This is a genomic window from Klebsiella sp. CN_Kp104 (genome assembly GCF_040064515.1).
GTDB lineage: Bacteria > Pseudomonadota > Gammaproteobacteria > Enterobacterales > Enterobacteriaceae > Klebsiella > Klebsiella aerogenes.
Window position 1 is genome coordinate 218,313 of sequence record NZ_JBEAII010000002.1, and the last position, 12,657, is coordinate 230,969.

A 12,657-nucleotide genomic window follows, 5' to 3' on the forward strand; every position below is an offset into this window, starting at 1 on the left:
TGAGCATCACAAGAGAGTCAGGAGAACCAGCGCCAGGCAAACGGCCAGCGCAAACAGGGAAAGGTCCATCAGCAGGGGATGCCAGATTTCGCCGGCGTACATCCAGTCGCGCAACTGACGATGAACTATTAGCCAAATAAAGAAACCAAGCACGACGGCTTTAAATAACGGGGGAAAATAGATAGAAGCGCCGAACACCAGGTCCTGTAGCGACAATCCGGGAGTGTTAAGACTCAGTTTCACAAGCAAAAATCCTTTGCCATTGCAGGGATAATGTTCTTGGTGATGAATTAGTTCACATTGTAAATCATTGTTTTGAATTTAGTGAATCAAGTAATTCATTTGTTTTGGTAATTTAAATGCTGCACACTATTCTAAAAGCAGTATAATAACTTAGCAAGCTAATTATAAGGAGATGAAATTGGAATCGCCACTTGGTTCTGATCTGGCACGTTTGGTACGCGTTTGGCGCGCGCTGATCGACCATCGCCTGAAACCTCTGGAGTTAACGCAGACGCACTGGGTCACGCTGCATAACATTCATCAGCTACCTCCTGAGCAGTCGCAAATCCAGTTGGCCAAGGCTATTGGTATTGAACAGCCCTCTTTGGTGCGCACGCTGGATCAACTGGAGGAGAAAGGGCTTATTTCTCGCCAGACTTGTGCAAACGATCGCCGGGCGAAACGTATCAAGCTAACGGAAAAGGCTGAACCGCTGATCAACCAAATGGAAGACGTGATCGGCAAAACGCGTGATGAAATCCTTGCAGGTGTATCAAAGCAGGAAGTCGAAACGCTGCTCAACTTAATCCGTAAACTTGAAAACAATATCCTCGATCTTCAGGCTAAAGACTAGCCAGGAACAGGGCTCTGCGCTTGCAGAGCCCTTTCAATTATTTATTCTGCCAGACCACCACGCGATTGCGGCCACCGTTTTTCGCCGCGTACATAGCCGTATCCGCGCGCTTAACGCACTCTTCAGCCTCAATGAGCGAGCTTGTCGCCGTGTAGACACCCATACTAATGGTCATTTGTTCCGGCAGTGAATCCTGCCCGGCGCTGACCATCTGGCGAATTCGCTCGGCTATCGCCAGCGCATCATCAGCATCAGTATTTACCAACAACAGGGCAAACTCTTCGCCGCCGATGCGCGCGGCAATATCCTCACGACGGACATGGGTTTGTAATACGCTGGCGGCAAACTGAATCACCTTGTCACCCTGGACATGACCGTAGTTGTCGTTGATACGCTTAAAGTGATCGAGATCGCTGACGATGACGGAAAGCGGTTGTGCTGCTGAAGTATGCGGCAATAGTCCATTCAGCGTGTCGTAAAAGTAGCTGCGGTTGTACAGTCCGGTTAACGGGTCACGGATAGAGTTCTGATATGAATTTATGTATTTGTTGTTAGAGTCGCGATAGAGAAGAAAAACGTCGCTTAACAGGACGAACAGCATAAATAAGGTACTTAAGGTTTCGAACAGGCGCGCCTGATTCCAGGCGATAATATGCTGACTACCTGTCGCTGTGAGTAATACGTTTAGCGTAAATATATAGGCGGCACAGAAAAATGCGCCGCTGTACCAGAAGATATTACGTAGCCGGGTTAGCATAATCAATAATATCAACGTACATACCCAGGCTAAAAATAGCAGCCAGCCCATCCAGTAATGCCATAACGGAGTAAAAGTGCTGGTGATATCGTCGATAAAATCGATGCTTAGTAACGGACTATTACTGGAGTGTAGCCAGGATAAAATAAGAATGGCGGCACTGAATAGAAAGCATACCGTCAGTATTATAGCATGTGCGCCAGCAGCCTGGTTAAGATGTTGGCGAAAACGATATATTATAATGGCAGTGATAAATAACACGGCCATCAGAATATTGCGGAACGAATAAAAGATCAGCGCGTCATTTTGTTTAACAATATATTCGCTGTTGCACAGTAGCCAGCCGGGATAGCTGCTCAGAGTGCCTAGCATCAACAGGGCAGAGCTGGCAAAAGCGAAGGCGATGGGCATCAGATACAGCCGGTTTTTATCACACCAATACTTCATGCTCATAAAACAAGAAATAGTAATGTGAAAAATCATTAATATTATTGTCAGTAAAGGGAAAAGTGGTGATGAAGTCGTAGGGATACGATTAACAACTGAATTAGATAATAAATCGATCGTAATAATTGCCAGGCTGCAGGCAATAATATAAGCAAATAAGCGGTGTGATAACCGGTTTAGTTTCAGAGGCACAGGCAAACTCCCGCGATAAAAGGGCGGATAAAAACGACGTGCAGGTCGCTAAATGAAAAAGACCACTTCAGGCTAACGAATTAATCAACGGGAAATATTGCGCAAACGCAAGTTGTCGCAGAGAAATATCAATAAAATTGATATATGTATGATAAATTATTTGGAGCTAAATAATAATTATGAGGGATTAATGCGGCCAATAAAGGCCGCATTAGAGAGGCTTAACGCGGGGAAACCGTCACTTGACTGCCGCTGCCGGCAATGGCTACGCGCTGGCCGACGGAGAATGGGGTGTTACCCTGTTTCTGAACCACCATGATGGTGTTACCGTCGTCTTTACGGATTTCCAGCTCAACGCCCTGCGTTTTGTTCATCGCGCCCTGTACGCCCTGACCGGCTACGCCACCGGCAACCGCGCCTGCAGCGGTTGCAAGAGAACGACCGGTACCGCCGCCGATGGTATTACCAAGGAAGCCACCGAGTACCGCGCCGCCAATCGCGCCGATGGCATTGCTGTCATCGCCGCTTTGGATCTGGACCGCACGGGTATGTACGATGGTACCGTAGGTCACGCTTTGCACCTGCTTGGCTTCTGAGGCTGTGTAAACATCGCCGGATAGGCCACTGCTGCTGACGCAACCCGCCAGGGTTAAGCCAATCATCGAGACAGCCAAAACACGTAAAATCATCTATGAATCTCCTGTGTACCAAAATGTTCCAGTGAACTTCCATGTGGTCAATTATATGGCATTTAAGCGTTCGCTGGCATAGCTTCCTTATGGACCGTTTAAAAATAATAAGGTTCGCTTTAACGACGGATAAACGTAAGTACTTTATCTAACAAATTCTTGCGGCAGAACTATTGTTAAAAAGTATTAGTGCGCCATAGCATTGCACGCTGCTTTATGATGCACTGATGGCACTGCAAAAGTCATGGAATGAGGGTAGGCGTATGAAATCAGGTCGTTTTATTGGCGTAATGTCTGGCACCAGCCTTGATGGCGTTGATGTTGTTCTGGCGGCAATAAATGAAAACATAGTGGCGCAGCAGGCGAGCCTCTCGTACCCCATCCCGGTCAATCTGAAAGAAGATATTTTAGCGATTTGCCAGGGGCAGCAGCTGACCTTGTCGCAACTGGGGCGACTCGATACCCGTTTGGGCCGGCTATTTTCTGACGCAGTATTAGCGCTGATGCGCCAGCAGAACCTTCAACCTGAGGATATCGTCGCTATCGGTTGCCATGGCCAGACGGTGTGGCATGAGCCGACCGGGGATGCGCCGCACACGATGCAAATAGGCGATAACAATCAGATCGCAGCGCATACCGGCGTGACCGTGGTGGGGGATTTCCGCCGCCGCGATATGGCGCTTGGCGGCCAGGGCGCGCCGCTAGTCCCTGCCTTCCATCAGGCTCTGTTGGCGCACCCGGTTGAAAGGCGCATGGTGCTTAACATCGGCGGCATAGCCAACCTTTCCTTGCTGGTTCCGGGGCAGCCGGTACGCGGTTACGACACCGGGCCGGGAAATATGCTGATGGACGCCTGGATCTGGCGCCAGTGTGGTAAACCCTACGATAAAGACGCGCAATGGGCCAGTGAAGGCAAAGTCTTGCTACCGCTGCTGCAGGATATGCTTAGCGACCCGTGGTTCGCGTTACCCGCGCCGAAGAGCACCGGTCGCGAGTATTTCAATTATGGTTGGCTGGAAAAACATCTGGCGCGCTACGCCAATCTGCGAGGGCAGGATGTTCAGGCTACGCTGACAGAACTGACCGCAGTGACTATCAGTGAGCAGGTTTTGTTAAGCGGCGGCTGCGAGCGTTTGTTAGTTTGCGGCGGCGGGGCGCGAAATCCGCTGTTGATGGCGCGTCTGGCGGCGCTGCTGCCAGGTACTGAAGTCACGACCACCGATGACGCCGGCATCAGCGGCGACGATATGGAAGCGTTGGCCTTTGCGTGGCTGGCATGGCGTACGCTTGCTGGCCTGCCGGGTAATCTTCCTTCCGTTACCGGCGCCAGCGAAGCGACCATTCTTGGCGCCATCTATCCCGCGAATCGAGCGCAGAATCAGAGTTAACTGAAGTCGCTATTTTTTATTTACCGGTAAACTGGACGAAATTCCGGGAGGGCGGTTTGCTCTCCTGACCGGGAAAGTCGAAGGCATACTCATGAAAAAAATTCTTATTGCGGTAGTCCCTTTCATGCTGGCAGGGTGTAGCTATTACAACCAATTCGTTGAACGGATGCAGACCGACACCCTTGAATATCAGTGCGATCAAAAACCGTTGACTGTCCATCTGAACAACGCGCGTCAGCAGGTTAGTTTTATCTATGATAATCAGCAATTAAACCTGACCCAGGGGCTCTCGGCTTCCGGTTCGCGTTATACTGATGGCGTTTATGTCTTCTGGTCGAAGGGCGACAGCGCCACCGTTTATAAGCGCGACCGCGTCGTACTGGACAACTGCCAGTTGCAGACCGCGAAACGTTGAGATTTCCGTAGCGGGGGCGCACAATAACGCCACCCTATGACAACGATCTCAATGGTTATGTCTGATAACGACGAATTGCAGCAAATCGCGCATCTGCGCCGTGAATACACCCGTGGCGGCCTTCGTCGCCACGATCTTCCCGCTGAACCCCTGATGTTATTTGAACGTTGGTTGCGTCAGGCCTGCGACGCTAAGCTTGCCGACCCGACGGCAATGGTGGTCGCGACCGTTGATGAAAACGGCCAGCCCTATCAACGCATCGTATTGTTAAAGCACTATGACGAAAAAGGGTTGGTGTTTTATACCAACCTGGGTAGTCGCAAAGCACATCAAATCGAAAAAAATCCCCATATCAGCCTGCTGTTTCCCTGGCATATGCTGGAGCGGCAGGTGATGGTAATCGGCCAGGCAGAGCGTCTGTCGACGCTGGAAGTGGTGAAGTATTTCCACAGCCGGCCGCGCGATAGCCAGATCGGCGCCTGGGTCTCCCAACAGTCCAGCCGTATCTCCGCGCGTGGGATCCTGGAAAGTAAATTCCTCGAGCTGAAACAGAAATTCCAGCAAGGCGAAGTGCCGTTGCCGAGTTTCTGGGGCGGCTTCCGCGTCAGCATCGAACAAATGGAGTTCTGGCAGGGCGGCGAACATCGTCTACACGACCGCTTTTTATACCAGCGGCAAAATGATGGCTGGCAAATCGACCGTCTGGCGCCATAAAGGACGCAAAATGTTGTTTTAAGCGCTGGTGCTACGTGCTCCGGCGCTTTATTCTATGTACCTTTCGCGTCTGGCGAAAAGTCGTGTACCGGCAAAGGTGCAGTCGTTTATACATGGAGAATTTGATGGCAAGCAGTAACTTGATTAAACAATTGCAAGAGCGGGGGCTGGTAGCCCAGGTGACGGACGAAGAAGCGTTAGCAGAGCGACTGGCGCAAGGCCCGATCGCGCTCTATTGCGGCTTCGATCCTACCGCTGACAGCTTGCACTTGGGGCATCTTGTTCCATTGTTATGCCTGAAACGCTTCCAGCAGGCAGGCCACAAGCCTGTGGCGCTGGTGGGCGGCGCGACCGGTCTGATTGGCGACCCGAGCTTCAAAGCCGCTGAGCGTAAACTCAATACCGAAGATACCGTGCAGCAGTGGGTGGACAAAATCCGTAAACAGGTTGCGCCATTCCTCGATTTCAACTGCGGCGACAACTCGGCGATTGCCGCGAATAACTACGACTGGTTCGGCGGCATGAACGTGCTGACTTTCCTGCGTGACATCGGTAAGCACTTCTCTGTGAACCAGATGATCAACAAAGAAGCGGTGAAGCAGCGTCTGAACCGTGACGATCAGGGTATCTCTTTCACCGAGTTTTCCTATAACCTGCTGCAGGGTTATGACTTTGCCTGCCTGAATAAACTGCACGGCGTGGCGCTACAAATCGGCGGCTCCGACCAGTGGGGTAACATCACATCTGGTATCGACCTGACCCGTCGTTTGCACCAGAATCAGGTCTTCGGTTTGACCGTTCCGCTGATCACCAAGGCCGATGGCACCAAGTTCGGTAAAACCGAAGGCGGCGCGGTATGGCTGGATCCGAAGAAAACCAGCCCGTACAAATTCTACCAGTTCTGGATCAACACCGCGGATGCGGACGTTTATCGCTTCCTGAAGTTCTTCACCTTCATGGACATTGCAGAGATCAATGCGCTGGAAGAAGAAGATAAGAACAGCGGTAAGGCGCCGCGCGCGCAGTACGTGCTGGCAGAGCAGGTGACGCGTCTGGTCCACGGCGAAGAAGGCCTGGAAGCAGCGAAACGTATTACTGAAAGCCTGTTCAACGGCAATCTGAGCGACCTGAGCGAAGCGGATTTTGAACAGCTGGCGCAAGACGGCGTGCCGATGATCGAAATGGAAAAGGGCGCCGATCTTCTGCAAGCGCTGGTGGATTCCGAGCTGCAGCCGTCCCGCGGCCAGGCGCGTAAAACCGTAGCCTCCAACGCGGTGACCATTAACGGTGAAAAACAGTCCGATCCGGAATATGTATTCAGCGATAGCGACCGCCTGTTCGGCCGCTATACCTTACTGCGTCGCGGTAAGAAGAATTACTGCCTGATCTGCTGGAAATAAAAAATAAAACCAGGGCGTGGGAAACCACGCCCTTTTTCTTTTTAGGGTTGTGGTAAGAAAATGAAGAACATCCTCGCCATTCAGTCTCACGTTGTGTTTGGCCATGCGGGCAACAGCGCCGCTGAATTTCCGATGCGCCGTCTCGGCGCCAACGTCTGGCCCCTCAATACCGTTCAGTTTTCCAACCATACGCAGTACGGTAAATGGACCGGCTGCGTCATGCCGCCTTCGCATTTGACCGAAATCGTGCAGGGGATTGCCGACATCGATAAGCTGCGGAGCTGTGATGCGGTACTGAGCGGTTACCTTGGCTCCGCCGAGCAGGGCGAACATATTCTCGGCATCGTGCGTCAGGTTAAAGCGGCGAATCCGGCAGCGAAATATTTTTGCGATCCGGTGATGGGCCACCCGGAAAAAGGCTGTATCGTCGCCCCTGGGGTGGCTGAATTCCACGTACGCTATGCGCTGCCGGCCAGCGATATTATCGCGCCGAATCTTGTCGAGCTGGAGATCCTGTGCGGCCATCCGGTTGCTAACGTTGATGAAGCCGTTAGCGCAGCGCGTGAGCTGATAGCGCAAGGGCCGCAGGTCGTGCTGGTGAAGCATCTGGCGCGGGCGGGGATGAGTATGGATCGCTTTGAGATGTTGCTGGTGACAGCGGATGAAGCCTGGCATATCAGTCGCCCGCTGGTCGATTTTGGCAGCCGTCAGCCGGTCGGCGTGGGCGATGTGACCAGCGGCCTGCTGCTGGTTAAGCTACTGCAGGGCGCCAGCCTGCGCGATGCCCTTGAGCACGTCACTGCGGCAGTGTATGAAATCATGTTGGCAACCAAAAATATGCAGGAGTATGAACTGCAGGTGGTGGCGGCACAGGACCGCATCGCCAAACCGGAGCATTACTTCAGCGCTACGCAACTGTAAGCGCGATGGCATGCCCGCTTGCGGGCATGCCAATGGTTTACTTCAGACCTTCCGCCGACAGCGCCGCCGCAACGGACGGACGCGCCGCGACATGCGCCATCCAGGCGCCAATATTCGCGTACGCTTCCATATTCAGTTTCACCGCATACCCCCAGCGCAGGACCGTGAACAGATAGCCATCAGCTATGGTAAAGCGATGCCCATTCAGCCACTGTTTATCTTTCAGCGCCTCATCGACATACTGCAGCTTTTTCTCCAGCAGGGCACGCACCGTTGGCTTGTAGTCATCCGGCGTATCCGGGCGGAACAGCGGGGTGAAGCCTTTATGTAATTCGGTGGCGACGTAATTCAGCCATTCCAGCGTCTGGTAGCGGGCAATGGTACCCACTGGCGCCAGCAGCTGACGGTCGGGTACACGGTCGGCAATGTACTGCATGATGGCCACGCCCTCGGTCAGCAGCACTTCGTCGTCAAGCAGCAGCGCGGGAACCTGACCCTTAGGGTTAATCAGCAGGTAGTCATCGCCATTTTCGAGGCGTTTCTTCGCCAGGTCGACGCTATCGATGGTAAAGTCGAGGCCGCTTTCGCGCAGGGCGATATGAGAGGCAAGGGAACAGGCGCCGGGCTTGTAGAACAGTTTCATCAGTAACTCCTCGTAGCTGCAGTTTTCTGTATGTTAGTCCGCCCAGGGACAAAAAAAAAGCCGCTAACAAACGTTAGCGGCCTAAATTTATTGGTTTTCCCGGAGCATTTAAGCGGTTGCGGTTTCGCGCGCTTTGGCGACAGCGTCGTCGTCAAGAGTCATGCGGTTCAGCTTCGGCGCGGTCAGCAGCATCAGGAAGGCGATGACTGCGGTCGCGATACCAATCTGCAGGAACACGTGGCCGTAAACATCCAGAGAAACCAGCGGGTCGGTCACGTTTTCCGGTACTGCCATCAGGTTAGCGATTTTACCTGCAATGATGGCGGCGCCTGCGGTGGTCAGGAACCAGCTACCCATGATGAAGCCCATCAGACGTTGCGGTACCAGTTGAGCCACCATCGCCAGGCCGAGGCCGGAAATCATCAGTTCGCCGATACTCTGCAGCGCGTAGCTGAGGATCAACCAGTTGACGGAGACGATACCAGCATCGCTGGCGAATTTGGTACCCAGCGGCAGCACCAGGAAAGCGCCGGAGCACAGTACCATACCGATGGCGAATTTATGCGGCATCGGCAGGCGATCACCCATCTTGTTATAAATCGCCGCCAGAATCGGGCTACCAATCATAATCCAGAACGGGTTCAACGCCTGATACTGCTCCGGTTCGAACGCGATACCCAGAATCGAGTGCTCAACGTTACGGATCGCGAAGAAGTTCAGCGAGGTTGGCATCTGGCTGTACAGTACGAAGAAGACAATCGCTTCAACCATCAGCAGGAAAGCAACGATCATTTTACGACGCGCCGCGCCCTGCAGCGCCATGGCTTCTTTAGCGAAGATGATAACAATACCCAGTGCGATGACGCCCAGCGCCATACGTGCGATGCCCTGGTTGTGCAGCAGCCAGGTGGCAATCGCGACCAGCACGACTACGCCGACGATAGTTGCCAGCAGTTTGCCGACATGCACCGGTGCGAAGTCAGGTTTGGAACCGTACTGTTTAACCCACTTCTGGCAGAAGGCAAAGTTAACCACGGTAATCAGCATGCCCACGACGCTCAGCGCGAACGCCACGCTCCAGCCGAACTTCGCTGCCAGCCACGGTGTAGCCAGCATAGAGAAGAAGGAACCGATATTGACGGACATGTAGTACATGGTGAATGCACCGTCCAGACGCGGGTCGTTCTTGTCGTAGCAGGTAGAGAGCAGGGAGGACGGGTTAGCTTTGAACAGGCCGTTACCGACGGCGATAGTCGCCATACCCATATAGACGATGGCGGCATCGTGACCGGACCAGGCAACCAGCGCATAGCCGATAGCCAGGACAATCGCGCCAAGCATGATGACGCGTTTGGTGCCAAGTACCTTGTCGCCGAGCCATCCGCCGATAGCGACCAGGCCATAAACCAGTGCACTAAAGGAAGAGAACAGGGTGATAGAATCCGCTTCCGACATACCCAGCTGTTTTACCAGGTAAACGGCCATGATCCCTTGCAGGCCGTAATAACCAAAACGCTCCCATAACTCAATGGAGAAGATGAGATAAAACGCTCTTGGTTGTTTGAAAGCGTTCAGACTCACGCTTTCTGCTGGTTTATTGTTTGCAGTTGACACATATACCTCTTTTTTTACATCCCATATTAACGGGGGCTGTTTGGGGCGCAATCGCGAAGGACCGCCGCCTTTATAGTTATTCTTGGAGGGAAAACGGCAAGTAATGTTCACTATCCTGCCCCATCAGGCAATAGCTTTGTAATACTCTGTTACACATAACCAAGCCACTATAATTAGCCAGTCATGCAAATGTTATACAGAGTTAAATTTCACCTATTCGTTAAACCTGATATTTTAATCTGTGGCGGGCGGCTACTGAGGGGATAAAGGCGATATATTCTGCTTTTTGACCTTGAAGGTAGTGGGATGGCCTATATTCCGAAAAATAAGCAGGCTATTGTCCTGTTGTCTAAGGCTCTGATATTGAAATTGCTGGCTTTTTGCATCATTTTTGCAACAGTTATTTAACGATGAGTTGCATGGATGATCTTGATCACAAATACATAGAAAATTTTCGCCGGTAAAAAACGAATGCGCTGATCGTTCGTTATATAACCGCATAATTATCCATCTAAATGGCAAAACTATGGAGTGATTATCGGTGTGGATGGTAAAACATAGAGCCATAACCACAGGTTAGGTTATGGCTCCAGGCTGGCGATGATGAAAAAGGCGTCTACGGGGGGGAGCGGTCATATTCACAAGATATGCAGAAATCAGGACTCTACCTTCTCTTTATACTCGCACAAATCTTCAATCAGGCAGGAACCACAGCGCGGTTTTCGCGCGATGCAAGTGTAACGGCCGTGAAGAATAAGCCAGTGGTGGCAGTCAACTTTAAACTCCGCCGGCACCACCTTTAACAACTTTTCTTCGACTTGTTCAACGTTCTTGCCGGGAGCAAATTGTGTCCGATTGCAAACGCGGAAGATATGGGTGTCGACGGCGATAGTCGGCCAGCCAAAGGCGGTATTCAGCACGACATTAGCGGTTTTACGTCCGACCCCCGGTAATGCCTCCAGCGCCGCCCGGTCTTCCGGCACCTCACCGTTATGTTTCTCCAGTAAGATGCGGCAAGTCTTAATGACGTTTTCGGCTTTACTATTAAACAAGCCAATGGTTTTGATATAGGACTTCACGCCGTCAACGCCAAGCTCCAGCATCGCCGCCGGCGTATTGGCGACCGGATAGAGCTTCGCCGTCGCTTTGTTGACGCTCACATCGGTGGCCTGCGCCGACAGCAGCACCGCTATAAGTAGCTCGAACGGTGAGGTGAAATTGAGTTCGGTGGTTGGGTGCGGGTCGTTGTCCCGCAGCCTGGTCAGGATCTCCAGGCGTTTGGCTTTATTCATCTTACGCTTTCCCTGTCACATCAGTTGGGGCGACGGAGACGGCCTGCGCCGCTTTCGCCTTACGCTGCTTAGTACGCTCATCAATGAGGTATTTTACCGCCAGCATCATACCGAGGCCAATGAAAGCGCCCGGCGGTAGCATCGCCAGCAGGAACGGCGTATCGGTATGGAAAACTTCAATACGCAGGACTTTCGCCCAACTGCCTAATAAGCTATCGGCGCCATCAAACAGTGTGCCATTGCCGATTATTTCGCGCAGCGACCCCAGCACAAACATGGCGCAGGTCGCGCCCATACCAATGGAAAAACCATCGAGCGCCGACAGCGACGGCCCTTTTTTGGCGGCGAACGCTTCGGCGCGCCCCACCACGATACAGTTGGTGACGATAAGCGGAATGAAGATACCCAGCGATTGATACAGGCCGAAAGCGTAGGCGTTGATAAGCATTTGTACCACGCTGACTACCGAGGCGATGATCATCACGTAGATCGGAATACGGATCTCCGCCGGCGTCCAGCGGCGCAGGCTGGAGATGGTGAGGTTGGTTAGCGTTAGTACCAGCGTGGTCGCCAGGCCGAGGCCCAGGGCATTGGTAGCCGTTGAGGTAACCGCAAGCAGGGGACACATCCCTAACAGCTGAACCAGCGCCGAGTTATTCTTCCACAACCCTTGAACAATGACGTCTTTTACTTCGCTCATGGCTTAGTCTCCGCAGGCGGTGAATTCAGGGATCTGCGCGGGCAGCGTTTGCGCATACAGACCCGCGCGTTTAACGGCATTTACCACCGCGCGTGGGGTAATGGTCGCGCCGGTGAATTGGTCGAAATCGCCACCGTCTTTTTTCACCGCCCAGTGGCTATCATTTTGACCATGGATAACCTTGCCGCTGAAGTGGGTAATCCAGTCAGAAATACGCAGTTCGATCTTATCACCGAGCCCGGGCGTCTCATGATGCTCGGTGACACGTGAACCGAGAACGGTGCCTTTAAAGTCGGCTGCTACCAGCAGCTGAATCGCCCCGGAATAACCATCTGGTGCCGTGGCTTCCATCACCGCGCCGACCGGCGCATTGTTATTCTTTGCAATCCATACTTTATGCTGACCTTTGCCTAACTGCGGCGCGGTCACCAGATAACAGCTTTGCAGCAGGTCGTTATTATAACTCTCCGCTGGCAGGACCTGATCGAACAGGGCCTTTTGCTGCAGCGCGGCCTGCTGCTCGATGGTGTTTTTGGTTAACTCATTGATGGCGGCCGTTAGTCCGGTAGAGCCAGCGGCAAAGAGCGCCAGCGTGATGCCGTGTTTACGCATGCTTTTTAACATGACGA

The 12,657-nt window shown here is 52.7% G+C and carries 14 protein-coding genes; 6 read left to right on the forward strand and 8 right to left on the reverse strand.

The annotated features are described in order from the left end of the window. Window positions 1-6: 6 nt before the first annotated feature. Window positions 7-243: a DUF1656 domain-containing protein gene (locus ABLU80_RS02985; protein WP_015366868.1), complete on the reverse strand. Its 237-nt coding sequence runs from the start codon at window positions 241-243 to the stop codon at window positions 7-9. A gap of 172 nt (window positions 244-415) precedes the next feature. Between ABLU80_RS02985 and slyA the strand changes: the two genes are divergently transcribed. Next, a complete protein-coding gene (gene slyA, locus ABLU80_RS02990; protein ID WP_020078997.1) occupies window positions 416-856 on the forward strand; it encodes a transcriptional regulator SlyA in 441 nt (146 codons plus the stop codon). Window positions 857-893: 37 nt separating this feature from the next. On the opposite strand, the gene ABLU80_RS02995 is transcribed toward slyA, so the two are convergent. Then, window positions 894-2,252: a GGDEF domain-containing protein gene (locus tag ABLU80_RS02995; RefSeq protein ID WP_020078996.1), complete on the reverse strand. Its 1,359-nt coding sequence runs from the start codon at window positions 2,250-2,252 to the stop codon at window positions 894-896. A gap of 221 nt (window positions 2,253-2,473) precedes the next feature. Continuing rightward, on the reverse strand, window positions 2,474-2,941 hold the full coding sequence (gene slyB / locus ABLU80_RS03000) for an outer membrane lipoprotein SlyB (RefSeq protein ID WP_015366865.1): 468 nt from the start codon (window positions 2,939-2,941) through the stop codon (window positions 2,474-2,476). Between the two features lie 263 nt (window positions 2,942-3,204). Between slyB and anmK the strand changes: the two genes are divergently transcribed. The 5 genes from anmK (at window position 3,205) to pdxY (ending at window position 7,779) form a co-directional block, all read left to right on the forward strand. Then, window positions 3,205-4,329, forward strand: a complete 1,125-nt coding sequence (anmK, locus tag ABLU80_RS03005) for an anhydro-N-acetylmuramic acid kinase (protein ID WP_015366864.1) — start codon at window positions 3,205-3,207, stop codon at window positions 4,327-4,329. A gap of 91 nt (window positions 4,330-4,420) precedes the next feature. Beyond that, entirely contained in the window at window positions 4,421-4,744 is a 324-nt protein-coding gene (gene mliC, locus ABLU80_RS03010) for a C-type lysozyme inhibitor (protein ID WP_032711527.1), read from the forward strand. 57 nt (window positions 4,745-4,801) lie between these two features. Next, window positions 4,802-5,458, forward strand: coding sequence for a pyridoxamine 5'-phosphate oxidase (pdxH, locus tag ABLU80_RS03015; RefSeq protein WP_116326693.1), 657 nt, complete (start codon window positions 4,802-4,804; stop codon window positions 5,456-5,458). 125 nt (window positions 5,459-5,583) lie between these two features. Beyond that, window positions 5,584-6,858, forward strand: coding sequence for a tyrosine--tRNA ligase (gene tyrS / locus ABLU80_RS03020; RefSeq protein WP_015366861.1), 1,275 nt, complete (start codon window positions 5,584-5,586; stop codon window positions 6,856-6,858). A 60-nt stretch (window positions 6,859-6,918) separates the two neighbouring features. Continuing rightward, the gene (gene pdxY, locus ABLU80_RS03025; protein WP_348849676.1) at window positions 6,919-7,779 is read left to right on the forward strand and encodes a pyridoxal kinase PdxY; all 861 of its coding nucleotides are present in this window, start codon (window positions 6,919-6,921) and stop codon (window positions 7,777-7,779) included. 37 nt (window positions 7,780-7,816) lie between these two features. On the opposite strand, the gene gstA is transcribed toward pdxY, so the two are convergent. The 5 genes from gstA to rsxG all read right to left on the reverse strand — a co-directional run bounded on the left by gstA (window position 7,817) and on the right by rsxG (window position 12,652). Further along, the gene (gene gstA / locus ABLU80_RS03030) at window positions 7,817-8,422 is read right to left on the reverse strand and encodes a glutathione transferase GstA (RefSeq protein WP_015366859.1); all 606 of its coding nucleotides are present in this window, start codon (window positions 8,420-8,422) and stop codon (window positions 7,817-7,819) included. A gap of 108 nt (window positions 8,423-8,530) precedes the next feature. Further along, a complete protein-coding gene (dtpA, locus tag ABLU80_RS03035; RefSeq protein ID WP_015366858.1) occupies window positions 8,531-10,036 on the reverse strand; it encodes a dipeptide/tripeptide permease DtpA in 1,506 nt (501 codons plus the stop codon). Window positions 10,037-10,692: 656 nt separating this feature from the next. Further along, window positions 10,693-11,328 carry an endonuclease III gene (nth, locus tag ABLU80_RS03040; RefSeq protein WP_015705230.1) on the reverse strand — a complete coding sequence of 212 codons (636 nt, stop codon included), beginning with the start codon at window positions 11,326-11,328 and terminating at the stop codon, window positions 10,693-10,695. 1 nt (window position 11,329) lies between these two features. After that, on the reverse strand, window positions 11,330-12,028 hold the full coding sequence (locus tag ABLU80_RS03045; RefSeq protein WP_348849678.1) for an electron transport complex subunit E: 699 nt from the start codon (window positions 12,026-12,028) through the stop codon (window positions 11,330-11,332). A gap of 3 nt (window positions 12,029-12,031) precedes the next feature. Beyond that, entirely contained in the window at window positions 12,032-12,652 is a 621-nt protein-coding gene (gene rsxG, locus ABLU80_RS03050; RefSeq protein ID WP_032714373.1) for an electron transport complex subunit RsxG, read from the reverse strand. Window positions 12,653-12,657 lie beyond the last annotated feature (5 nt).